This is a genomic window from Phycisphaerales bacterium (assembly GCA_035627955.1).
GTDB lineage: Bacteria > Planctomycetota > Phycisphaerae > Phycisphaerales > UBA1924 > JAEYTB01.
This window is the reverse complement of record DASPKU010000006.1, coordinates 150623-173967: the sequence shown is the minus strand read 5'-3', so window position 1 is coordinate 173967 and position 23345 is coordinate 150623. Positions and strand designations below refer to the sequence as shown.

Genomic DNA, 23345 nt, shown 5'->3' with positions numbered 1-23345 from the left:
CGCCGCTCCCTATTGCAGATCGACCACGGAGGGCTCGATGTCCACGATGTGCACGTTGACGGGGATCTGGGGGGTGTAAAGGAACGAGAGCTGAGGGGCAGGAGTTGTCGTCGCCTGATAGAACGCGACCTTGCGTGCATCGAGCGCCGGCTTGATGACGACTTGCTCGGGGTCGTCCCGGAGGCGGGAGACGGTGTGAACAGTCCCCCACTGGGTCACGAACTTCTGCCCGACCTGACGCATGTAGTTGAGTTGGGTGCTGTCGAGCTCGACGACCGAACCGCTGCTGCTGTTGTTGTCAGGGTCCGCCATGTCGAGCATCGGGATGGTGTAGCCCGCCGACTTGATGGTCGAGTACACACCCGAGCCGTTGAACGTGGGCCGCTCGGTGGTGGCGTCCATACCGACCAGGGGCGCGCCGGTGGATCGCTCCACACGCCGGATGAATACCGCGAGCTGGAGCATGTCGTCCTGGCAGGTGAGGTCCGCCCACCCCGTGGCGTTCACGAATGGGCGGCCCGCGCCGATGCGGCGTGCGGCGAAGTCGAACACATACTCGCCCCCGAAGCGACGCTCGTTGGCGTCAAGCAGGAAGCCGGGCATTGCGTAGCCATAGGGCTCTGAAGAGGGGTCGCGGGGGTCACGCCCCAGACGCACGTTGGCCGTTGTCCCCATCACCAGGTAGTTGCCGTTGGCGGCATCCAGGCGGATGCCGGGGGGCATTGCGCCCGGTCGGGGCAGGTCCCAGTTGCCGTCGAAGTTAGGAGCGGAGCCGCTCCCTGGGGCTGGGTTCATGCGGGCGGCAACAGGCGGCGACCAGGTTGGCAGCCCCACGAGCGAGAACCAGCCGCGCATTGCGCCGCGGGAGACGATGCCGCCGGGCCCGGGGCGCGGGCTCTGGCGGTTGGCGCCGTAGTGGGACTTGAGCACGGCCTCTACGGACTTGGCCAGGGCGCCGCCCTGCACCGCGTCGGTGGTCGCCCGCTGCTGGGTGACCACCGCCGGGAACACCGCGGCGATGCCCAGCAGACCCAGCGCGAGCACCACGATGGCGATCAGCACCTCAATCAGAGAGAACCCGCGCCGACCATCCTGGGGTTGAATCAGGCTCATGGCTCGACCTCCTCTGTCTGGCCCAGGTACCGGGTCAGGGTGAAGATGCGTGCGTCGTACGTCCGGCGTTCACGATCGGCATCGCTGTCCTGGCGCCCGCCCTCGATCCAGTTGCGGACCGCGACGGAAACTGCCTGCATGCTGGTAACGCTGGCGGGGAGCGCGTTGGAATCAATCTCAAAGTGCGTCCCACCGTCGGGACTCCAGTAGGTGCCGGTCACGGCGTTGGGGCCGCGCCCGCCGATGCCGGCGATCAGGTTGGCTTCCTTGTAGAGGGCCAGCTCGCTCACGGGGCGGGCGAGGATGGTGTCTGGGGATGCAACGCCGAGGAGCGCGCGTGAGAAGCCGGTGGTGCGGCGGATGCCGCCGCCGGTGGAGTAGTTCGTCAGAAATGGGTCGGCAAGCACACGGCGCACGTATGACACCGCGCTGGAGGAGGGCACGCCGTTGATGCGGAGCTGATCGGAGCGGAAGTAGTCGTATGGAGCCCTGGTCGCCCTGAAGTCGCTCCGCAGAACGGGGTCGAAGATCAGGACGGTGGCGGAGTTGCTCAGGTCGACTTCCCCCGTGCCCATCTTGAACCGCACGACAAACGTGCGGCGGCCGGGCCCGACAAGATTGGTTGCCAGGTTGGGGGTTGCGGTGGAAAGAGCATTCCAGTCGGCCGTCAGCATGTTGGCCGCGACGCCCTGGTTGAACATCGCGTTCTCGGGGAACACCCAACCGGTGTCGCCTACCGCGGCGTTGTCGGGGGTTGCTCCGTAGTGGCTCCGGTACCACAGCTCGCGCTGCGTGATGCCGGTGCCGGCGGTGGGGTTGAAGACGGTGCCCTCGGCGGCGAGCCCGCGCACGCTCCAGCCGCGGGGCATCTGGAACGGTTCGGAGGTGTTGACGGGGACAAAGACCTCACGCGGCGGGGCGGTGGGGTCCTGGTCCACGTCCTGGACGGGGAGACGACCCACGCTCACACAGGCGACGATGCTGACGCGCCCGCCGGGTGTGAAGAAGAACGCGGCCACGGAGTCGCCGGTCTCGCTCTGAATGGCGACGTCCCGGGCGCCGGCGAGGGCCGCCTTCAGCTGGTTCTCCGCCAGCGAGCGCTCGGAGGAGCTCATCAGGCTGGAGAACGCGGGCACGGCGATCGCCATGAGCAGCACGACGATGGCGATGACCACCAGCAGTTCGGTCATCGTGAACGCGCGACGGATGATGCGTGTCATCACTGGCCGACCTCCACGATGTTGTCCTCTTCGGCCTCGGCACGGACCTGCTCGTCGGTGTCGCCGGCGGAGGCGCCGAGTTCGCGACGCAGGGTTCCGATCTCCTCATCGCCAAAGACCTTGTTGGGGCCCGCTCCCACCACCGCCCAGCGAGCGCCCTTGAGTGCGGAGTTCTCCGACAGGTCCCGCTCGCGCGGAGTCTTCAGGAACCCCGGCGTCTCACGACCGACGATCCTCGGCACGCTGAGGTTCTGCAGCAACGTCGCGCTCGCGGAGTTCGCAGGTTCCCAGCGGTAATAGCGGATTGCAATCCCGTTTCGGTCCAGGATGCTGATCCGGCTACGGTCAGTGTCAGTCGGATCAACGAACAGCTTGAGGCTGGACCCGCCCAGGTTCAGAATCGGCTCGTAGCTGTTGCTGCGTTTGCTCGTCTTGGTGCCGCCGGTCATCAGGCTCTCGGGCGGCACTTCAAAGGAGCCGTCCTGGCGCGGCTTGCAGAAGCCCGGGCCCGGCACTCCATCGATGGGCACGAAGTTGTTCGCCGCGGGATCGTTGTGCGCCGCGTCGATCCCCAGGTTGAGGCCACCGACAAGATAGATGGGGAGGGAGCGGATGCTGAAGCGCTCATCGAAGAACGGATTGGTTGCGTCCAAGGGGGGGAGCGTCTCAAGAAATGCAAGCTCGGCGGGAGTGCTCAGGCTGTAGACCCGGACCTTGCGTGGAGTCGGGGTCATGATGACCTCAGCGCCGCCGCCCCCGGTGGTCTTCTCCCATACCAGCGGCGGGTAGAACCCGAACTGCTTCTTGAACTCGTTGATCGCCATCGCGACGTTGCGGACCGCGGCCTGGTCGCTGGTCTTGCGGACGTAGGCGGTGGCGCTGCGGGCGCCGACGATCAGCAGCCCGAGCAGGATGCCCACCACGAGGACGGAGAACATGATCTCCACCATCGTGAAGCCGCCCCTTGAGCGGGCGGTGATGCCGCGCCTGCGAGCGTCCATCGAGTTCCGAAGGGAGTTCACTGCGTTCATCGCCCGACTCCATGCAGGGCCGTCGCCCGGGCGCCGTTGCGGCGCCCGGGCGGGCCGAGGACCCATCAGATGCCGCCGCCCTGGAGCGACTCGATCATCTTCACCAGCGGGAGGAACATGGCCACGACGATCGTGCCGACGATGCCGCCGAGCACCACGACCATCATGGGCTCGAGCAGCGAGACCAGCGAGGCCACGGCCACGTCCACCTCTTCGTCGTAGTTGTTGGCGATCTTGATGAGCATGGCGTCCATCTCGCCCGTCTCCTCGCCCACGTCGATCATGTTGACGACGATGGCGTCGCAGGTCTTGCTCTCGCGGAGGGGGCCCGCGAAGCCTTCACCCTCGCGGATGGAGTCGTGCACCTTCTGGAGCGCCTTCTCGAACACGTAGTTGCCCGAGGTCTCCTTCGTGATCTTGATCGCCTCGAGGATGGGCACACCCGCGGAGACCAGGGTGCCCAGCGTGCGGGTGAAGCGGGCGATGGTGGACTTGCGGATTAGCGGGCCGATGATCGGCATGTAGAGGATCATGTAGTCGGTGGCCGCACGTCCCGGACCGGCGAGGCGGATCAGCTTCCAGATGATGAACGCCGCGATGGGCGCGGGGAGCGCGATCATCCAGCCCGGGATCCCCTGCTCGGGCAGCGTGCCGGCGAACCAGCGGCTGGTCTTCATCAGCCAGCGGGTCAGGCCCGGGAGGGCCACACCGAAGTCGGTGAAGATCGCCTCGAACTTCGGGATGATGAACACCATGATGCCCGTGAGGATCAGGCCCGCGATGACGATGACCACGATCGGGTACACCATCGCGCCCTTGATCTTCCTCTTGAGGCGCTGGCTCTTCTCCATGAACTCGGCGAGGCGCTGGAGGATGATGTCGAGCACGCCGCCGACCTCACCGGCCGCCACCATCTTGACGTACAGGTGGTTGAAGGCGCGGGGGTACTTGCTCATCGCCTCGGAGAGCGAGGTGCCGCCCTCGACCTCCTCGCACACGCCAAGCAGCACGTTCTTCATCTTGCCCGGCTTCTGCTGGCTCTCGAGGATCTGCAGCGAACGCAGCAGCGGCAGGCCCGCGTCCTGGAGGGTCGACAGCTGACGGGTGAAGGTCGTCATGACCTTGGCGTTGATACCGCCGATGGCGATGCCGCCGCCGCCCTTCTTCTTCTTCTTGACGCCCGCGGCCACGGCGGCCTGGTCCGCCTTTTTGGCCTGCTGCTCGCGCACCGACGTCGGGTAGTACCCCTGCGCCTTGATCCGCTGGATCGCTTCCTCGGTCGTGCCGGCGTCGACCGTCCCCTTCTGCGGCTTGCCCGCGGCGTTCAGAGCCTCGTACACGAATGTGGCCATGAATCCAGCCCTTCTCAGCTACGAGCCCCGCCCCGCTGGGGTGTGAAGGCTCAGGTTGTCGTTCCCGGCCGCGCTGCCGCGGCCCCCACTGCTCCTGGTCTTTCCCTGATCACTCGTCCTCGGCGATCGTCTCGCGCACGACCTCGTCGATCGTGGTCTGCCCTTCGTAGATGCCCATGAGCCCCGACTCGCGGAGCGAGCGCATGCCGCGCCGGCGGGCGTGTGCCCGCAGGGCGGTGGTGTTGGCCTGCTGCATGACGAGCTCGCGCATCTCGTCGTCCATGGTCATGATCTCGAAGATCGCCATGCGCCCGCGGTAGCCGGACTTGTTGCAGTTGTCGCACCCGCGCCCGCGGAAGAACTTCTTGCCGCGCACGTTCTCGGGCAGGAGGTTGAGCTCCATGAGCTCCTCCTCCTTGGGCTCGTACTGCTCCTTGCAGTGCTTGCACACCGTGCGCACGAGGCGCTGAGCAACGATGCCCTCGATGGTGGCGGTGAGGAGGAACGGCTCCATCCCCAGGTCCACCAGGCGGATGATCGAGCTCGGGGCGTCGTTGGTGTGCAGGGTGCTGAGCACCAGGTGGCCCGTCAGCGACGCCTGCACGGCGATCTGCGCCGTCTCCAGGTCGCGGATTTCACCCACCAGGATGATGTCGGGGTCCTGACGAAGGAAGCTGCGGAGCGCCTTGGCGAAGGTCAGGCCCGCTTCTTCGTTCACCTGGCACTGGAGCAGGCCGTCGATGTCGTACTCGACGGGGTCCTCGACCGTGAGGATCTTGGTCTCAATGTCGTTGAGGCGGGCCAGGGCCGAGTACAGAGTGGTGGTCTTGCCCGAGCCGGTGGGGCCGGTGACGCACACGATGCCGTTGGGCTTGTGGATCAGGCGGTCGAAGGTGTCGAAGTCGTCCTGCCGCAGGCCGATGCGGTCCAGCGCGAGCTCGACGTTGCTGCGGTCGAGCACGCGCATCACGCACGACTCGCCGTAGATCGTCGGCAGGATGGCGATACGCAGGTCCACCTGCTTGCCGCCCACGGTCAGCTCGATACGTCCGTCCTGCGGCAGGCGCCGCTCGGCGATGTCGAGGTTGGCCATGACCTTCACGCGGCTGGTGATCGCCGGGCCCAGCTGCTTGGGCGGGGGCACCATCTCGTAGAGAACGCCGTCGATGCGGTACCGCATCTTGAACTCGTTCTCGAAGGGCTCGAAGTGGATGTCCGACGCGCGGTCCTTGATCGCCTGGAGGAGCACCAGGTTGATCAGCTTGACCACCTGGTTGTCGTTCGCGGCCCCGGCGAGGGCGTCGAGGTCGATGGACTGGTCGCCCTTGACGTCCAAGCCCTTGAGCTTGTCGTCCAGCTTAATGTTGCTGACGACGTCGGTGATCGACTCGGTCTTCGAGTAATGCTTCTTAATCAGGGCGTCGATCAGCACAGGGTCGGCGACCACCGCATCAACGTTGGCCGACAGCAGCATCTTCAGGTCGTCGACGGCCCGGAAGTTGTCCGGGCTCTTCATCGCGATCTTGAGGCGCTTGGCCGTTGGGTTGTACTCGACTGGGACAACCTCGTACATCCGGACGTTCTCCGCCGGAATCGCGTCCCGTGCGACGTCGGGGATGTCGTACCCCTTGAGGTTCATGTAGTTCATGCCCGCCTGACCGGCGAGGCCCTCGGCCACGTCAGTCGCGGTGCAGTACCCGAGCTCAGCCAGGAGTTCCCCCAGCTTCGACTTCCGGGTCTTCTGAATCGTGAGGGCTTCGTGGACCTGCTCGCGGCTCACCTTGCCGAGCTTGGTCAGCACGCGCCCGAGCTTGCGTCCCTTGAGTTCTGCGGGGTCAATCGCCATACGTCAGTGCACTTCCTACCGCCGGCAGTCCCGAACCCCACGGGCCACCGCCGCCACTGCACGTCCGCGAACTCCCGCGGGAACGGCACCTGGTCGGCGCGTCCATGCCCATTCGGTCAGAATACCGGACCGGTTTGAACGTTCCAAGCCGAATCCTTGGCTCACAATGTCATGTCACTTAGATTTTGACGCGTTTCCGGTCAGCTCTTGGCTTCCTCGGTCTCCTCGTCCCATTCCATCCGGCCGACCGTCCGACCCAGTCGGTGGATGCGGGCCGTCAGCTCTTGTGGATTTTTGCTCACGTCGATCATCTCCTCGGCGGAGATCATCCCCTTGCTGTACAGGCTCCAGAGGTGGTCGTCCAGCAGCTGCATGCCAAACTTCTTGCCGGTCTGGATGGCGGAGTCGATGCGGAAGGTCTTGGCTTCACGGATGAGGTTGGCGATGGCCGGGGTGACCACCAGGAACTCGTAAGCGGCGACCATGCCCGAAGTGTCCACCCGGCTCAGCAGCGCCTGGCTGAGGATGCACAGCAGAGCGGTCGAGAGCTGGACGCGGATCTGGTTCTGTTGGGTGACCGGGAAAGCGTCCACCACGCGGTCGATCGTCTTGGCGGCGCCGGTGGTGTGCAGGGTTCCGAACACCAGGTGGCCCGTCTCGGCGGCACGCACGGCCGCCTCGATCGTCTCCAGGTCTCGCATTTCACCCACCAGGATCACGTCCGGGTCCTGGCGGAGGGCACGCCGGAGAGATTCGGCGAACGTTGGGACGTCGTTACCCACCTCGCGCTGGTTGACGATCGACTTCTTGTGGTTGTGGTAGTACTCGATCGGGTCTTCCATCGTGATGATGTGGCGGTCCATCGTCATGTTGATGAAGTCGATCATCGTGGCCAGGGTGGTCGTCTTGCCCGAGCCGGTGGGGCCCGTGATCAGGAATAACCCACGGGGGCGCCGGATCAGCTCTTTGCAGACCTCGGGGAGGCCGATCTGCTCGAAGGTCAGCAGCTTGCTGGGGATGAGCCGGAGCACGATGGCGAGGTCGCCGCGCTGGCGGAAGACCGACACGCGGAAGCGGGCCGCGTCGCCGTAGGCGAAGCCGAAGTCGGTGCCGCCCTCTTCCTGAAGCTCCTGCTGGTTGCGCTCCGGGGTGATGGACTTCATCAGGGACACCATGTCGTCGGACTCCAGGACCTTGGTCTGGAGGTTCCGAAGACCGCCGTGAAGGCGGATGGTGGGCTGACGGCCGACGGTGAGGTGGAGGTCGGAGGCGCCGAGCTTGACGACGGTGTCGAGCAGGCGGTCGATCTGCATCGTGGACATGGTCGGGTTCCTGGTGCTTCAGACGGGGCGGTGAGAGGTTTGCGCGGACTGGAAGAGGATCAGTGGTCGGTCAGTGGGCCGGGATGTTGTCGAGGTCGACCTGCGTCGTGGAGGCGACTTCGGCGGCGGTGGTGGTGCCGCTGAGGATCTTGAGCTTGCCGTCGCCGACGAGGGGGCGCATGCCGTTGTTGAGGGCGGCACGCCGGAGCTCGCTGATGGGCGCGAGCTTGAAGGCCAGCTCGCGGATCTGGGTGTTCATCAGCATCATTTCGAAGATGGCCTTCCGGCCGCGGTAGCCGGTCTGCACGCAGTTGGCGCAGCCGACGTTCTTGTGGGCCTTGCCGAGTGCCTCCTCGAGGGTGAGGCCGGTGAGCTTGAGGTGCTTGGGGTCCAGGTCCTCGGCCCCGGCGACTTTCTTGCACTCCTTGCACAGCACGCGGATGAGCCGCTGGGCCATGACCGCCTGGATTGACGACGCCACGAGGAACGGCTTCACGCCCATGTCGATGAGACGCGTGATTGCCGACGGGGCGTCGTTGGTGTGCAGGGTCGAGAACACCAGGTGGCCGGTCAGCGCGGCCTGGATGGCGATCTCGGCCACTTCCTTATCGCGGATTTCGCCCACCAGGATGATGTTGGGGGCCTGACGCAGCATCGACCGCAGAATCTGCGGGAAGCCCAGCCCGATGTGCTCGCGCACCTGGCACTGGTTGATGCCCTCGAAGTTGTATTCGACGGGGTCCTCGGCGGTGATGATCTTCTTGTCGGGGCGGTTGAGCACGTCCAGCGCCGAGTACAGCGTGGTGGTCTTGCCGCTACCAGTGGGGCCGGTCACGAGGAAGATGCCGTTGGGGCGGCGGATGATCTTGTTGAAGATCGCGAGGTTGTCGGCCTCGAAGCCAAGATTGGCAAGGCCGATACGGACGCTGTCGGGGCGCAGAATACGGAGCACCACCGACTCGCCGTGGTAGGCGGGGCAGGACGACACACGGAAGTCAACGAGGGCCTCGTCGACCTGCAGCTTGATGCGGCCGTCCTGCGGGATGCGCTTCTCGGCGATGTTCACGCCTGACATCAGCTTCACGCGCGAGAGCAGGGCGTTCTGCATGCGCTTGGGCAGGTTGTCGCGCTCCATGCACACGCCGTCGATGCGGTAGCGCAGACGCACGCGGTCGTGCATCGGCTCGATGTGAATATCGCTGGCCCGCATGCGCACCGCCTCGGCGATGATGCGGTTGGCCAGCTTGACGATCGGGGCCTCTTCCTCGCTGACGTCGATCGACTTGTCCAGCGAGCGGTCCACCGACTTGTCGATGGTGCGGTCGATGGTCTTGTCGATCGACTCGGTGACCAGCGACTGGCCGGCCTCGAACTTGCGGGCGGTGCCCTGAGCCGCGGCGTCGAGGTACTTCTTGATCGCGCTCTTGCTGGTGAGGCGCAGATCCAGCTCGACGTTGAGGCGGAAGCGCAGCATGTCGAACAGCTCGAGGTCCATGGGGTCATGGATCAGGAGCTGCAAGCGGTTGCCGCTCTTGGTCATGGGGAGGATGAGGTACTTCTTGATCAGGTCGTCGGGGATGAGCTTGGGCTGCATCTTCTCCGACACGCCCGGGGCGTTGAGATCGACGTACTCCATCCCGAACTGGGTGGCGAGGGCTTTGGCGACCTGGTCTTCCTTGGCAAAGCCGGCCTCGACGATCGCCTCACCGAGGCGCTTGCCCGAGGCCTTGGCCAGCTGCGCGGCCTTCTCCGCCTGGTCGTTGGTGATCGCGCCCCAGCCCACCAGGATCTCGCCGAGCTTTTTCCGTAGTCTCGCCATAAGTGCCTTCAGTCCCGCCCACTTGAATCGAGCCCGGAGACGCTAAACGAAGCGGCGCAACCCGGGCGGATCTCGCCTTGAGTGAAACACCCACCGCGCGCGCCGATGACCGGCGCGCCAGAACGACCAAACCCCGACCGGCCCGACGCTTCAGCGCCGGGTGAACGGCCATTATGCTCTCCAGCGGGCATGCTATCAATTGATCGCACCCCGCGTGATGACCTGTTCCGGGCATCCTGTGCGCCGAAACCAGTCACGCGCTCCCGAGAGGTCTGTTTGTCCAACCAAACTACCAACGCACACCCCACACGCCGGATGCTCATCACCGCCGGCCCCACTCACGAGCCCATCGACGCTGTCCGCTTCATCGGCAACCGCTCATCCGGGCGGATGGGCAGCGCGCTGGCCCAGGAGGCAGCGAAGCGTGGATGGGAAGTGACCCTGCTGATGGGACCCGCCGCGGTACTCCCAACAGATTCGCGGGTCCGCATCCACAGGTTCCGAACGTGTGCCGACCTCCAGGCACTGCTGCGGCAGCACGTCCCCCACGCGGACGCCCTGGTCATGGCCGCGGCGGTGGCGGACTACCGCCCGAAGGTGGACCCGCAGTTCTTCGGAGGCAAGTTTCGCCGGAAGAACGAGGAGCTGAGCCTGACCTTGGAGCCCACGCCCGACCTGTTGGCGGAGGTCGCCGCGGCCCGCCGGCCCGAGCAGCTCATGGTGGGGTTCGCGCTCGAGCCGCGGGATGAACTGCTGGCGTCCGCGCGGGCCAAGCTCACCCGCAAGAAGGTGGACATGGTCGTAGGCAACCCGCTGGAGACCATGGACAGCGACACTGTCGAGGCGATCGTCATCAATAAGGATGGCTCCGAGGTCCGCACGCCCGGCACCCTCACCAAGCCCGACTTCGCCCCCTGGCTGCTGGACCACATCGACGCGGCGTACCGTGCCCTGCGGTAAACCCCGGCGAGAACCATGCCCAACCCCAACGACAATCGACGTCCGCCCCCCCGGCGCGGGGAGGACCGGCGACGCGCCCCCAAGCGCAGCGGCCCCCGCGGCCCCCTAAAGGCCAGCCCCAAGGGGGCGGCGCGGCGCGACTCGCTGCCCGGCGGCATCAACATCGTGCACGAGGACGATGACCTCATCGTGATCGATAAGCCCAGCGGGCTGCTCACCGCGGGCATGCCCGGTGAGGATGTGGAGTCCGTGTTCCGCTCGCTGAAGGTCTACATCAAGGACCAGCACCGCCGGCGCGGCACCAAGGTGTGGATCATCCATCGCCTCGACAAGGAGGCCTCGGGGCTGCTGGTGTTCGCAAAGAGCGAGCGGGCCTTTGAGTTCCTCAAGGAGGAGTTCCGTGCCAAGCGCCCCCACCGCCTCTACTCGGCGGTAGTTGAGGGCGAGATCGCGAGCGACTCGACCAAGGTGGTGGGCGAGCGGCGGATCGCGCAGCCCGCGAGCGGCACGGTGCAGTCGTACCTCATGGAGGACGAGAAGGGCATCGTGCACTCGTTCAAGACGCCCACCGAGGCGACACGGGCCGCCAAGCAGCCCGGTTTCCGCGTCAGCGACAGCGACGGGCACGGCGATCACGCGAAGCTGGCGGTGACGCACTGGCGGGTGATCGAGGCGGCGCTGGGGCGGTCGCTGCTCCAGGTGCGGCTGGAGACCGGGCGCAAGAACCAGATCCGCGTGCACATGAAGGACATCCAGCACCCGATCGTTGGCGACCGCCGCTACGGCGCGGCCACCGACCCGATCGGGCGCGTGTGCCTGCACGCAATGGAACTAGGCTTCACGCACCCGGCAACGGGGCAGACGGTGCGCTACCGCAGCGTCACACCGGGGCCGTTCCACTCACTGATCGGCCGTTCGAAGCCGGATGATGATCAAGAGCCGTTCGCGCAGGCGATCGAGTTCCCTCCCACGTCCGAAGCACGTGCACGCATCGACGCGGCTGGCGCGAGTCACACTCCTGCTGCTGCCGAGGTACCCAGCGCTCGCGCAAAGGGCGACCAGCCCTCCGCGGCACCGCGCACCAGCGCGACCGACTGGGACCACGTCGCCGACTGGTACTCCGACCTGATCGAGGAGCGCCGCTCGGACCATCACGAGCTCGTCATCCTGCCCGGCGTCACGCGGCTGCTCGCGCTGACGCGTGGTCAGCGGGTGCTCGATGTCGCCTGCGGCCAGGGCATCCTCGCTCACCGGCTCGCGTCCCTCGGTGCCAACGTAGTTGGCGTGGATGCGGCCCCGCGCCTGATAGAGGCCGCGCAGCGGGGCGCCTCCCCAGCGGAACAGTTCCAGGTGGGCGACGCGCGCGCGGTCGGCTCGATGGACCTGGGCGCGCCCTTTGACGCGAGCGCCTGCGTCATGGCGCTGATGAACATCGACCCGCTCGCGCCGGTCCTCTCCGGCATCGCCGCCAAGCTCCGTTCGGGCGGCCGCTTCGTCGCCGTCATCCTGCACCCTGCCTTCCGCGCACCGGGGCAGACCTCGTGGGGTTTCGACGAGCCCGCGCCGACGAAGCACAAGACGCGTGGGCGCGAGTTCCGGCAATACCGGCGGGTTGATGGGTACCTCTCGCCAGGCGTCTCGCCCATCGTGATGAACCCCGGCGCCGTCTCCAAGGGCGAGAAGCCCGTGACCACCGTCACGTTCCACCGGCCCATCCAGACCTACGTCAACGCGCTGGCCGCGGCCGGCCTGCTGGTGGACGCGATGGAAGAGTGGCCCAGTGTGCGCTCCAGCCAGCCCGGCCCCCGCGCCGCCGAGGAGAACCGGGCCAGGCGCGAGATCCCGATGTTCCTGGCCTTGCGGGCGATCAGGACGGGCTGACCGGGCCGTCTGCAATACCTCTCAGCCGGGGGCGTTCATTTACTTGACGGACGAGTCCGTCGAGGAATGATCAGCCGATGTCTACTGCTCCGACTCCCCCCAAGCGTAAACGCGGGCGCCCTCGGATCGAAGGGCTGGCCGAGCGCCGTGCCGACGAGATTCTGCCGGTCGCTATCAACCTGTTCGCCCGAAACGGCTACTCGTGCACCGACCTTCAGGTTGTCGCCGACAAGCTCGGGGTCGGCAAGGGGACGCTGTACCGGTACTTCCCGTCGAAGAAGGACCTGTTCCAGGCGGCCCTCACCCGCGTGCTGACCGGCATGCGTGAGGCGGTGGATGCGGCCGTGGCGCAGGAGACCGACCCGCTCGACCAGCTGTACGCCGCGATCCGTGCGTACCTGTCGTACTTCGACGAGCACCCCGAGTACGTGGAGCTGATCATGCAGGAACGGGCCGAGTTCCGCGACAAGAAGAGGTCGACGTACTTCGAGCACCGTGAGGCGGCGATCGGGCGGTGGCACGACTTCTACCGGGGGTTGATCGCGGCCGGGCGCCTCCGCGACCGATTGCCGGTGGAGCGCATCACCGACGTGCTCAGCAGCGCGGTGTACGGCACGATGTGCACCAACTACTTCGCGGGGCACGAGAAGTCGCTCGCGCAGCAGGCGGAGGACATCCTTGAGGTCGCCCTGCACGGCCTGCTGACGCCCGAGGAATCCACAAGGCGGATGGCTCGAATCCATCGCAACGGCAGCAAGGAGAGTGCTGAGTGAGCCTGTCCGCAGCAAAGGCAGTTCGAGCGATCGTCGGTGCGGTGGCGGTGCTGGTAGGCGTGGCCGCGTGCAAGAAGCAGGAGCAGGCGAAAGCGCCGGCCGCGCCCCCGCCGGTGCCCGTGGTGGTGGCCAAGGCGGAGCAGCGGGACATGCCTATCCAGCTGCGGTCGGTTGGGAATGTCGAGTCGATCGCGGCGGTGACGCTGCGCCCGCAGGTGGCGGGGCAGCTGATGGAGACGCCGGTTGCCGAAGGAACGGACGTGAACGCGGGTGATGTGATCGCCCGCATCGATCCGCGCCCCTTCCAGGCTGCGGTGCGCGAAGTCGAGGCGACGCTCGCGAAGAACCAGGCGCTGGCTTCCGACGAGCGCCGCGCGGCCGAGCAGCTGCGATCGGCACTGAACGGACGGGCCGTGTCGATCCGCGAGGTGGAGGCGGCGGAGGCCAAGGCCACATCTGCGGAGGCGCAGGTGCTGCAGGACCAGGCGGCGCTCGAGACCGCGAAGCTGCAGCTCTCGTACTGCACGATCGCCGCGCCCTTCCCCGGGCGGCTGGGGGCGTTCAGGGTGAAGCCGGGGGCAATTGTCAAAGCCAACGAAACGGACCTGGTGGACCTGACGCAGCTCGCGCCGATTGACGTGGCGTTCTCCGTACGTGAGCAGGACCTGCCGGGTGTGCGCGCTGCCATGGGCGCCGGGACGGTGCCGGTGGTTGTCACCATCGCGGGCGAGCCAACGCCTGTGGAAGGGAAGCTGAGCTTCCTTGATAACCGCGTGGACGCGACGACGGGCGCGGTGCGGCTGAAGGCACGGTTTGAGAACGCGGATCGGCGGCTCTGGCCCGGAGAGTTCGTCAACGCGGTGATCACCCTGGGCGTGGACAAGGGCGCGGTGGTGGTGCCTTCGACGGCCGTGCAGGCGTCACAGCGCGGGCGGGCGGTGTTCGTCATCAAGCAGGACGGCACGGCCGAGCTGCGGAAGGTGAAGGTGCGGCGAGCGACCGACGGAACCACCGTCATCGAATCGGGCGTACAGCCCGGTGAGACGGTGGTGGTGGACGGTCAGCTGCGGCTGACCGCGGGCGCGAAGGTCGCGGCTCGCCAGGCCGACGCGCCTGCGGCTGAGCCGACCACTGACGCCGCCAAGGTGCAGCCCGTGGCCGGAGGCGGGACGTGAACCTCTCAGGACCCTTCATCCGCCGGCCCGTGATGACGATCCTGCTGATGGCGGCCCTCGCCATCTTCGGTGTGATGGCGTACCGCCAGCTGCCTGTCTCGGACCTGCCGCCGGTGGACTTCCCCACGATCCAGGTGTCGGCGTCGCTGCCGGGCGCTTCGCCCGAGACGATGGCGTCGTCGGTGGCCACGCCGCTCGAGCAGGAGTTCTCGACGATTGCAGGCATCGACTCCATGTCGTCGGTGTCGATGCAGGGGAGCAGCTCGATCACGCTCCAGTTCAATCTGTCCCGGAACATCGACGCCGCGGCCCAGGACGTGCAGGCGGCCATCTCGCGGGCGGGCAACCGCCTGCCGCGCACGATGACGACGCCGCCGAGCTACCGCAAGGTGAACCCCGCGGACCAGCCGGTGATCTACATGGCGATCCGGTCCGACACGCTGCCGCTGCACCAGCTCAACGAATACGCAGAGACGGTGATGGGGCAGCGGATCTCAATGGTTGCGGGCGTCGCCCAGGTGCAGGTCTTCGGCAGCCAGAAGTACGCCGTGCGCGTGCAGGTGGACCCGGAGAAGCTCGCGGCCAAGGGCATCGGTATCGACGAGGTCGCGCGCGCGATCCAGGAGCGCAACACGAACCTGCCCGTTGGCGTGCTGCAAGGGCCCGAGCAGGCCCTGACGCTCCAGAGCAGCGGGCAGCTCATGTCGGCCGAGCCGTTCAACGACGCCATCGTGGCGTACCGCTCGGGCAACCCGATTTACCTGAACCAGCTGGGTATCGCGGCCGACAGCGTCGAGAACAACCGCAACGCGGCGTGGTACTACAAGGACGGCGTGCCCAGCCGAGCGATCATCCTGGCGGTGCAGCGGCAGCCGGGGACCAACACGGTCGAGGTCGTGCAGAACGTGCTGAAGCTGATCCCCCGTTTCCAGGCGCAGCTGCCGGCGTCGGTCACGATCGAGATCCTCAACGATCGCTCGGCTTCGATCCGCGAGTCAGTAGCGGACGTGAAGTTCACCCTGGTGCTGGCGATCGCGCTGGTGGTCATGGTGATCTTCATCTTCCTGCGGAACCTGCGGGCGACGGTGATTCCAACGGTCGCGATGACGCTGTCGATCGTGGCGACGTTCGCGGTGATGTGGTGGATGGAGTTCAGCCTCGACAACCTGTCGCTGATGGCCCTCACGCTTTGCGTGGGGTTCGTGGTCGACGACGCCATCGTGGTGCTCGAAAACATCGTGCGGCACATCGAGATGGGCAAGAAGCCGCGGCAGGCGGCGTTCGACGGCAGCCGCGAGATCGGCTTCACCGTGCTGTCGATGACCATCTCTCTCGTCGCGGTGTTCATCCCAGTGCTGTTCATGGGCGGGCTGCTGGGGCGGCTGCTGCATGAGTTCGCGGTGGTGATCGCGGTGGCGATCCTCATCTCCGGCGTGGTGTCGCTAACGCTCACGCCCATGATGTCCGCCGCCATGCTGAAGCCCGTGAAGCACGACGCGCAGGGCCGCCCGAAGCACGGGGCGATCTACAACGCCGTGGAGAAGGTGTTCACGGGCAGCCTGTGGGTCTACGAGAAGACGCTCGGCTGGACGCTCAAGGCCAAGCCGCTGATGATGCTGTTCTCGGCGGGGATCCTCGCGGCCACCGTGTACCTGTTCCAGATCGTGCCCAAGGGGTTCCTGCCCGCGGAGGACACGGGGCGCATCTTCGCGCAGACCGAGGCCGCGGAGGGCACGAGCTTCGATGCGATGCTGGGGTATCAGCAGCAGCTGGCGAGCATCGTCGCGAAGCACCCGGACGTGTACTCCTTCATGTCGTCGGTTGGTGCCCGTGGTTCGCAGTCGACAGGGACGAACACCGGCACCATCTTCATGCGGCTGCGGGACAAGCCCGAACGGAAGAAGTCGGTGGATGAGGTGATCCAGGAGCTGCGCAAGGAGCTGGCGGCGGTGCCGGGCGCGCGGGTATTCCTCCAGAACCCCCCCACTATCCGCATCGGCGGGCAGCTGACCAAGAGCCTGTACCAGTACACGCTGCAGGGGCCCGACACCGACGAGATGTACCGCGCGGCCAACGCACTGGCGGACAAGGTCAAGACCATCCCCGGCGTGCAGGACGTGACGACGGACGCGCAGCTGAGCAACCCGCAGTTGCGGATCGACATCGACCGCGACAAGGCCGCGGTGCTGGGCGTCACGCCCGAACAGATCGAGCTCGCCCTCAGCAGCGCCTACGGCACGCGCCAAGTCTCGACCATCTACGCGGCCACGAACTCCTACCAGGTCATCCTCGAGCTGCTGCCCGAGTTCCAGACCGACCCCAAGTGGCTGGACACGCTCTACGTGCGCTCCAGCAACGGCAACCTCGTGCGTCTCACATCGGTCGCAACCCTGGAGCGCGACGTGGGGCCGCTGAGCGTCAACCACGCCGGGCAGCTGCCCGCAGTGACGATCTCGTTCAACCTCGCTCCCGGCGCGTCGCTCGGCCCCGCCGTCGCGGAGGTCGATCGCCTCGCACGCGAGACGCTGCCGGCCACGATCACCACGTCATTCCAGGGCACGGCCCAGGTGTTCCAGTCCTCAGTGCAGGGCCTGGGCATGCTGCTGATCATCGCGACACTGGTGATGTACGTGATACTGGGCGTGCTCTACGAGTCCTTCATTCACCCCATCACCATCCTCTCGGCCCTGCCCTTTGCGGGGTTCGGCGCGCTGGCCACGCTCTACCTGTTCAACGTCGAGCTCTCGATCTACGGCTTCGTGGGCGTGATCATGCTCATCGGCCTGGTCAAGAAGAACGGCATCATGATGGTGGACTTCGCGGTGGAGGAGCGGCGGCGCAATCCGTCGATCAGCGCCGAGAAGGCGATCTTCGACGCGTGCGTGGTCCGCTTCCGGCCCATCATGATGACGACCATGGCCGCGCTGCTGGGCACGCTGCCCATCGCCCTGGGGCACGGCGCCGGCGCGGAGTCACGCCGCCCGCTCGGGCTGGCGGTCGTGGGCGGCCTGCTCTTCAGCCAGTTGGTGACGCTGTATGCCACGCCCGTGTTCTACATCTACCTTGACAAGATCCAGGCGCGGTTCGACAAGCGGCGCGCCCGCATCGAGGCCGAGGACGCGGCGGCGACGACCCGCATGCTGGAGCCGGTACACGCTGGCGCGAATGGCAACGGGCACGCGAACGGAAATGGGCGCGTGCACTAGTCGCAGCATGTCAAACGAAAACCGCCGCGGAGCGGCGGGGTATCCAGGCCGACTCAGGCCGCACGACGCTGACGCGGCGCGATCTGCTCAACCAGCCGTGCCCGGTCCGCCTCGCTCGCGAAGCGCGTGAACGCGATCGCCAGCCGCACCGGGCCCGGTTCGCTGTCGTCAACCCACGCCACGTTGCCGGTGACGCGAACGATCCGGTCCTCATCCGCTAGGCGGATGCGCCCAACGAGGGGCAGGACGAGTTCCATGGAGACCTGCGTGCCCGGCTCGATCGCATCATCGAGCTCGATCTGCACGCCGCCCTCGCTGACGTCGTAGCTGTGGCCGTCGAGCACTTCGCCGGTTGAGGGAATGGTCACGCCCACGTGCGTGTACATGGGGGCGACGTTGACACGCTCATGCTGGCGACGGTTGTGAAGGTTCAGCGGCATCGGTGATGGCCCTCTCTGTGCTTACAAGCACTATCGGGCTGCCCCCGCTGTGAGTTCAGTGCAAATCGGGGACTCTTTGACCTCAGCCGGGGCTAGTTATGGGACTTGGCTACGACCTGCACGTTCAGGTGCTCGATTGCAACCCCCATCCGCTGCTCGAGTTCCCTGAGCAGCTCGGGCGAGAGCCCGGCCATCAGCCGCTGCGAGAGGTCCTGCGGCACATCCATCAATCGACCGTCACGGGTAGTGACGTGGACGTGGGGCGAGACCACCGCGTCGAACCGGCAGCACCCGCCCGAGCCGGGCAGCTTGCGGGCCAGGCCGCACTCGGTCAGGGCTTCCAGCGTGTTGTACACGGTGGCGAGGCTCAGGCCCGGCTCGATGGCGTGGACCAGCGAGTGGAGCTCCTCGGCCGTGGGGTGGCCCGTGGTGCCCGCGAGCGCGGCGTAGACCACTTCGCGCTGGCGCGTGCACCGCAGCTGGTGCAGCTGGAAGAGCTCGCGGACTTCGTCGAGGGTGGGGCCCATGAGTCCCTTGATCATTCCCCCCTCACCTCTCCGGGTCGACTGGAACTTCGCCCTACTTGAGCCGGTACCGTTGGTGTCGTGAGCGAGTTCCTGTGCGAATCTTGCGGGTACAACCTGTCCAGCTCGGAGGAGGACTCCCGCTGTCCTGAATGCGGGCGGGCGGTGCGTGACTCGCTTCCGGAGTCGCACCCCGGCACCCCCTGGCAGAGCGACTCGCACGCGTACTCGTGGGTGCGGACGAACTGGATGGCGCTGTTCCGGCCCGGCGAGCTCTTCCGCGCGATGAGCACGGAGAGCATGCCCAAGGGGCTGCTGATCACCAACGTGCTGGTCGCGAGCGCGCTCCTCGTCGCGCCGTTCCCGGGCGTGTTCATTGGCGACTGGGCGCGGAGTGCTCGCGGGACCGGCGGCCTGGGTGAGGTGCTGTCGTTACTTTCCTCGTTCTCAGCGTGGACGGGCGTGGCGGCGTCGGTGCTGCTGGCCTTCACTGTCTTCGATGTCTATGGCATCACGCTGCTGGGGAGGGTGAAAGGCTGGCGGCTCTCCGCACGCACGGCATGGATCATCTGCGCCCACGCCAGCGCGGGCTGGCTCGTCGCGGCCATCCTCCCGCTGCTGTTCATGGCGGCCTACTACATCCTCGGCACGCTGCTGAAGATGGACTTCACCGGGCCGGTGACACGGGCCGCGGGGGCGCCGGCGTGGTCGTGGCAGACGGTGCTGGGGATTGGCCTGCCGATCGCCGGCTACCTCTGTGGACTCGTCGCGTTCGAGCTCATAGCCCTCAAGGGGGCAAGGACTTGCAGGTTCGCTAATCCGCCGGGGGCCCGCCCATCCCCCACTGCCGCCTAGCATGCCCGCCCCAAGACGCCCGCCGAGATGAGTGACGGCGTCGACCCCACCCCCACGTACGAGGCCGGAGCATGGATGGTCCAACTGACACCGACGTCGCGCGCCCCGAGCGGGCGCCGCAGGTGCCGGTTGCGCTCGACGTGGAGGGCGAGGCGGCGATCGCGTCATCGCACGCCGCGACGGATGATGTTTCGCCGGTCACAACGCCACTGAAGTCGCACGCCACAGAGCCTCAGCCCGCACCAGCCCCCGCCGCACCGCCGGGAACCAGCCGCCTTGGCGTGCTCCGCCACTCCCACTTCCGCACTGTCTGGATCGCGGCGTTCTTCTCCTTCGTCGGCAACTGGTTCGAGTTCGTCGGCACGCAGTGGGTCGTCACCGCCAAGACCGGAAGCATGGAGTGGATGAGCATCCTGGGCGCGGCCCAGCTCGTGCCCACCTTCGTGCTCGGCCTGCTCGGCGGGATCGTCGCCGACCGCATGAACCGCAAGAAGCTCCTGCTGGTGACGCAGGTGGCCATGATGCTCATCGCGGTGGGCTTCGCGGTGGTGGTGCACGTATACCGCGACCTGCCCGACGCGCCCAAGGGATCGACCACGCCCCCGGAGGAAGTGAAGCCGCTGCTGTACTGGCTGGTGGTGCTGTGCACCGCGCAGGGTATCGCGATCGCGTTCAACAATCCGGCGTGGCAGGTCCTGGTGCCCCGCCTGGTGCCGCGGGATGAACTGATCCGGGCCATCACGCTGCAGGGGATCAGCTTCAACGCGGCCCGCGCCATCGGCCCGGCCGTGGGCGGGCTGATCATGGGGGCGTGGAGCCCGATGGCGCTGTTCGTCATCAACGCCGTGAGCTTCGTGGGCGTGATGTTCGCGGTGATGACCACCCCCGACGCACCCGCCCCCGCGCCCGAGCCCAACTGGTGGCGCAAGGTGTGGGAGGACACCAAGGCCGCGGCGTCGTTCGTCTGGCACCGCCCCGGCCCCCGCGCCGCGTTCCTGGCCTGCGTGGTGTTCGGCGTGTTCGCGACGCCCATCCTTCGATTCCTGTCGCTGTTCGTGAGCAACGTCTACCACCTGCAGGAGAAGACCTTCGGCGTGCTGACGGGGGTCATGGGCGTCGGCGCGGTGGTGGGCGGCCTGGCGATGAAGCTGGTGCCCGCGTGGTACCCGCGCCACCACTTCATCCCGCTGTCAGTGCTGCTGGGAGGCGTTTGGATCCTGCTGTTCTCGATTGCGACCAACGTTTGGATCGCGGGCGCGGTGATGTTCTTCGTCGGCTGGTTCTGGATGTGGAGCTTCAATAGCGCGATGTCCAGCCTGCAGATGCTGGTGGATGACTCCATGCGCGGGCGGGCGCTCGCGGTGTGCAACACCGTGGCGCTGGGGCTCATGCCCGCGGGGTACTTCGCCGCGTCGGCGATCGGGCACGCGGGGACGGAGGTGGTCCGGCGCGTCAGCCCTTCCATGGTCGAGGACGCCGAGGGGCTCTCGGTGCAGATCGGCGTGGGCGCCTGCGCGGTCATGCTGATCGTCGCCGGATGGGTGATGATGACCTACCGAACGCCGGAGGTCGACGGCCTCAAGCCCGGCGACCCGGGGTACGACCGCGTGCCCGGCTTCTGGCGGGGGCTGACCGCGGCCGCACATAAGCCGCGGGCGACGCAGCCGGCGTGACGCCGCTCAGGTCACGTTGTACCCGCAACCGAGGCAGCAGTTCTCCTTCGCGAGTCGTCGCTCGCGCCGGCCCTGCAACCTCACCGCCGTCCAGTGCACACCCAGCGACAGCAGCAGCACGGGCGTGAGCGTCGTCGCCACCGACTTCGCAGGAATCGCGAACGACCGCAGTCGCCCGTCGTCACCGAACCACCGCCAGCGGAAGATGCCTTGTTGCACACGCAGCCCAAGGTCCTCCCCCGCGTGCTCATCTGGTGGCACGGCGGCATACACACCGATGCCGCCCCAGGCGCGCGGCCAGCCCACTTCCGTGTACTCCATCTTGCCATTCTGCGGCATCTGCCATTCGACCACGGCGGCTTCAAGCGGATCTCGCTGCGCCAGCTGAGCCGCGGCGGTGACGGCGATCGAGGCGAGTCCTTCGGCGTCCTTTGCGAGGATTCGCGTTCGGTTCCGGGAAACTCCCCGCGGCATGCCGCCCGATCCGTAGCGCTGCTCGGTGGTATGAGCCGGCCACAACAGCAGCAGCACCAGAGCAATGACCCCACACGCCCACGCCGACCCCTTCACGCGCCTTGAACGGCAGCTCGCGATGCGCTGCAGCACGGCCGCGATCACTAGCACGCACAGCAGCACGAGGGCCAGCCCCGGCAGGTCGATCAGGAGCGTGCTCGTTGGCCCCGTAGCTGCGCGCGTGGTCCATCGGAGCGTCAGCCCGAACCACCTCCACTCGTCCATGGGCGCGAGCGCAGGCCCTTTCCGCAGTTGAGTGAAGCTGCTCCACGTCACCCACTGCACGGGGAACCCGATGGCCCACTGGTCAACCCTCTGGACCGGCCCCGGCCCGCAGCCCACCTCCCACTCCGCACTGCCTGTGAACATGAAGTCCTCGGCGGGTTTCAGGATCGCGTCCGCGAGCCGCCGCTGAAGGCCGAGCTCGCCCGCGGCGGCGTCCCGCACCTCGCCGACCGTCATTCCCAGGCCGGTCGCCTTCGCCCCACCGATCGTGGACGTGCCCTTCTGCATCCGCACCGCCGCCATGAGCACGCAGAAGCCCAGCAGGCAAGTAGCGATGACGAGCGGGAGGCCTGTGAGCCGCCCCCACCATGGCAGAGGCCCGGGGACCGAGGGATCGCTCCCGCACTCTGGGCAACGGCTGACGTCGGCCATCGCACCAGCCTACCGAGTGGAACAAGCCTCATTCAACACAAGGGACGTTCGAAACGAGCCCCGAACGGAGTGAGCGGGCGGTGCTGCCTTCGTCGCGGGTTCCTCGGGGGACCCGTCACTGCGTTCCGGGCTCGTACGCACGCCTGCGTTCTACCATTGCGAATGCTTGCTGCGCAAGGCATTCTGTGCGAGTCCTGCGGGTATCCACTTGCCGACCTGCCCATCGAGGGGTCGTGCCCGGAGTGCGGGCGTGCCATCGCGCACTCGCTTCCCGAGCACCGGCCGGGGTCGCCCTGGCAGGTCGCCCGCGACTGGTGGGGCACGTACATCGCCTTCCTCCGTAGCCCGCGCCTGCTGTTCCAAGGGATCCGGATCGAGTCCCGTGCGGCCGATGCACTCGCACGCCGCAACGCGAGCACCGCCTCCGTCATCATCCTCGTTGGCGGGCTCCTTGCGACCGCCCTCGTGTCAATGGCCGCGGGCCGCATGACCCAGGGCGGCGTCCAGTTCCGCTCCGGAGCCACCATCACCATCCTGCGCCCCCTGGGGCTGGTGCATTCGATCCTCTTCGCCTTCGCGCCGTGGCTGGTGATGCTGATCGATGCCCGCCTCAGCCCGGCGCTCTACCGCGCCCTGTACAAGTGGCCCGTCTCCAGCACCTGCTACCGCGCGGTCCGCGGGCATGCGTCGTTCGCGTGGCTCGGCTTCGGGCTGGCCTTCGCGGTCCTCTCCAATGTCGAGCCCGCCCTGCTCCGCTACGCCTCCCGCATCAACAACCTGAACCTCGCGGTCCTTCTCCAGTCCATGGGCACCGCCGTGTTCCTCCTGGCCACCATGTACGTCGCCTGGCTGCATCACATCGGCGTCAAGGTCTGCCGCTACGCCTCCGAACCGGGGAAGGCCCCGAGCAGTACTACACCCGCTGCTCAGCCGCAGGGCGCCTGACGACCAATCCCCAGCCTTGCGGGCGCACGCACGCGCCCAG

18 protein-coding genes are annotated in these 23345 nt (G+C 67.0%); 8 read left to right on the top strand and 10 right to left on the bottom strand.

All coding sequences use genetic code 11. The features are described from left to right. Window positions 1-9: 9 nt before the first annotated feature. The 7 genes from VD997_05300 to VD997_05270 form a co-directional block, all read right to left on the bottom strand. Window positions 10-1113 (bottom strand): prepilin-type N-terminal cleavage/methylation domain-containing protein, encoded by a 1104-nt coding sequence (locus VD997_05300; protein ID HYE61393.1) that lies wholly within the window; start codon window positions 1111-1113, stop codon window positions 10-12. After that, on the bottom strand, window positions 1110-2333 hold the full coding sequence (locus VD997_05295; protein HYE61392.1) for a prepilin-type N-terminal cleavage/methylation domain-containing protein: 1224 nt from the start codon (window positions 2331-2333) through the stop codon (window positions 1110-1112). The genes VD997_05300 and VD997_05295 overlap by 4 nt, the downstream gene beginning before the upstream one ends. Beyond that, the gene (locus tag VD997_05290; protein ID HYE61391.1) at window positions 2333-3364 is read right to left on the bottom strand and encodes a hypothetical protein; all 1032 of its coding nucleotides are present in this window, start codon (window positions 3362-3364) and stop codon (window positions 2333-2335) included. Before VD997_05290 ends, VD997_05295 begins: the two co-directional genes overlap by 1 nt. A gap of 65 nt (window positions 3365-3429) precedes the next feature. Then, window positions 3430-4716 carry a type II secretion system F family protein gene (locus VD997_05285; GenBank protein ID HYE61390.1) on the bottom strand — a complete coding sequence of 429 codons (1287 nt, stop codon included), beginning with the start codon at window positions 4714-4716 and terminating at the stop codon, window positions 3430-3432. 109 nt (window positions 4717-4825) lie between these two features. After that, window positions 4826-6562, bottom strand: coding sequence for a GspE/PulE family protein (locus tag VD997_05280; protein ID HYE61389.1), 1737 nt, complete (start codon window positions 6560-6562; stop codon window positions 4826-4828). Between the two features lie 200 nt (window positions 6563-6762). Beyond that, window positions 6763-7884, bottom strand: a complete 1122-nt coding sequence (locus VD997_05275; GenBank protein HYE61388.1) for a type IV pilus twitching motility protein PilT — start codon at window positions 7882-7884, stop codon at window positions 6763-6765. Between the two features lie 70 nt (window positions 7885-7954). Continuing rightward, entirely contained in the window at window positions 7955-9703 is a 1749-nt protein-coding gene (locus VD997_05270) for an ATPase, T2SS/T4P/T4SS family (protein ID HYE61387.1), read from the bottom strand. 276 nt (window positions 9704-9979) lie between these two features. Between VD997_05270 and VD997_05265 the strand changes: the two genes are divergently transcribed. The 5 genes from VD997_05265 to VD997_05245 all read left to right on the top strand — a co-directional run bounded on the left by VD997_05265 (window position 9980) and on the right by VD997_05245 (window position 17698). Further along, window positions 9980-10663 (top strand): phosphopantothenoylcysteine decarboxylase, encoded by a 684-nt coding sequence (locus tag VD997_05265; GenBank protein ID HYE61386.1) that lies wholly within the window; start codon window positions 9980-9982, stop codon window positions 10661-10663. Between the two features lie 15 nt (window positions 10664-10678). After that, window positions 10679-12544: a pseudouridine synthase gene (locus VD997_05260; GenBank protein HYE61385.1), complete on the top strand. Its 1866-nt coding sequence runs from the start codon at window positions 10679-10681 to the stop codon at window positions 12542-12544. A 77-nt stretch (window positions 12545-12621) separates the two neighbouring features. Continuing rightward, window positions 12622-13317 (top strand): TetR/AcrR family transcriptional regulator, encoded by a 696-nt coding sequence (locus VD997_05255; GenBank protein HYE61384.1) that lies wholly within the window; start codon window positions 12622-12624, stop codon window positions 13315-13317. Continuing rightward, window positions 13314-14492 (top strand): efflux RND transporter periplasmic adaptor subunit, encoded by a 1179-nt coding sequence (locus VD997_05250; GenBank protein HYE61383.1) that lies wholly within the window; start codon window positions 13314-13316, stop codon window positions 14490-14492. The genes VD997_05255 and VD997_05250 overlap by 4 nt, the downstream gene beginning before the upstream one ends. Further along, window positions 14489-17698, top strand: coding sequence for an efflux RND transporter permease subunit (locus VD997_05245; protein ID HYE61382.1), 3210 nt, complete (start codon window positions 14489-14491; stop codon window positions 17696-17698). Before VD997_05250 ends, VD997_05245 begins: the two co-directional genes overlap by 4 nt. 53 nt (window positions 17699-17751) lie before the next feature. Here VD997_05245 and VD997_05240 read toward each other — a convergent pair whose 3' ends face one another. Together VD997_05240 and VD997_05235 are read right to left on the bottom strand one after the other, a co-directional pair. Beyond that, the gene (locus tag VD997_05240; GenBank protein ID HYE61381.1) at window positions 17752-18138 is read right to left on the bottom strand and encodes a PilZ domain-containing protein; all 387 of its coding nucleotides are present in this window, start codon (window positions 18136-18138) and stop codon (window positions 17752-17754) included. Window positions 18139-18230: 92 nt separating this feature from the next. Then, window positions 18231-18680: a transcriptional repressor gene (locus tag VD997_05235; protein ID HYE61380.1), complete on the bottom strand. Its 450-nt coding sequence runs from the start codon at window positions 18678-18680 to the stop codon at window positions 18231-18233. Window positions 18681-18743: 63 nt separating this feature from the next. Here VD997_05235 and VD997_05230 point away from each other — a divergent pair, with 63 nt between their 5' ends. Next, complete coding sequence (locus VD997_05230) at window positions 18744-19517, top strand: hypothetical protein (GenBank protein HYE61379.1); 774 nt, start codon at window positions 18744-18746, stop codon at window positions 19515-19517. A 71-nt stretch (window positions 19518-19588) separates the two neighbouring features. After that, the gene (locus tag VD997_05225; GenBank protein HYE61378.1) at window positions 19589-21190 is read left to right on the top strand and encodes an MFS transporter; all 1602 of its coding nucleotides are present in this window, start codon (window positions 19589-19591) and stop codon (window positions 21188-21190) included. A gap of 6 nt (window positions 21191-21196) precedes the next feature. Here VD997_05225 and VD997_05220 read toward each other — a convergent pair whose 3' ends face one another. Further along, the gene (locus VD997_05220; GenBank protein HYE61377.1) at window positions 21197-22360 is read right to left on the bottom strand and encodes a hypothetical protein; all 1164 of its coding nucleotides are present in this window, start codon (window positions 22358-22360) and stop codon (window positions 21197-21199) included. A 162-nt stretch (window positions 22361-22522) separates the two neighbouring features. On the opposite strand from VD997_05220, the gene VD997_05215 reads away from it, so the two are divergent. Next, a complete protein-coding gene (locus VD997_05215) occupies window positions 22523-23305 on the top strand; it encodes a hypothetical protein (GenBank protein ID HYE61376.1) in 783 nt (260 codons plus the stop codon). Window positions 23306-23345: the final 40 nt, after the last annotated feature.

Bases quoted from the DNA above. Each gene is read 5' to 3' on its own strand.
- VD997_05235 (HYE61380.1), bottom strand. From the start codon at position 18,680: ATGATCAAGGGACTCATGGGCCCCACCCTCGACGAAGTCCGCGAGCTC.
- VD997_05300 (HYE61393.1), bottom strand. From the start codon at position 1,113: ATGAGCCTGATTCAACCCCAGGATGGTCGGCGCGGGTTCTCTCTGATT.
- VD997_05290 (HYE61391.1), bottom strand. From the start codon at position 3,364: ATGAACGCAGTGAACTCCCTTCGGAACTCGATGGACGCTCGCAGGCGC.
- VD997_05260 (HYE61385.1), top strand. From the start codon at position 10,679: ATGCCCAACCCCAACGACAATCGACGTCCGCCCCCCCGGCGCGGGGAG.
- VD997_05225 (HYE61378.1), top strand. From the start codon at position 19,589: ATGGATGGTCCAACTGACACCGACGTCGCGCGCCCCGAGCGGGCGCCG.
- VD997_05215 (HYE61376.1), top strand. From the start codon at position 22,523: ATGCTTGCTGCGCAAGGCATTCTGTGCGAGTCCTGCGGGTATCCACTT.
- VD997_05275 (HYE61388.1), bottom strand. From the start codon at position 7,884: ATGTCCACGATGCAGATCGACCGCCTGCTCGACACCGTCGTCAAGCTC.
- VD997_05240 (HYE61381.1), bottom strand. From the start codon at position 18,138: ATGCCGCTGAACCTTCACAACCGTCGCCAGCATGAGCGTGTCAACGTC.
- VD997_05220 (HYE61377.1), bottom strand. From the start codon at position 22,360: ATGGCCGACGTCAGCCGTTGCCCAGAGTGCGGGAGCGATCCCTCGGTC.
- VD997_05255 (HYE61384.1), top strand. From the start codon at position 12,622: ATGTCTACTGCTCCGACTCCCCCCAAGCGTAAACGCGGGCGCCCTCGG.
- VD997_05295 (HYE61392.1), bottom strand. From the start codon at position 2,333: ATGACACGCATCATCCGTCGCGCGTTCACGATGACCGAACTGCTGGTG.
- VD997_05285 (HYE61390.1), bottom strand. From the start codon at position 4,716: ATGGCCACATTCGTGTACGAGGCTCTGAACGCCGCGGGCAAGCCGCAG.
- VD997_05280 (HYE61389.1), bottom strand. From the start codon at position 6,562: ATGGCGATTGACCCCGCAGAACTCAAGGGACGCAAGCTCGGGCGCGTG.
- VD997_05270 (HYE61387.1), bottom strand. From the start codon at position 9,703: ATGGCGAGACTACGGAAAAAGCTCGGCGAGATCCTGGTGGGCTGGGGC.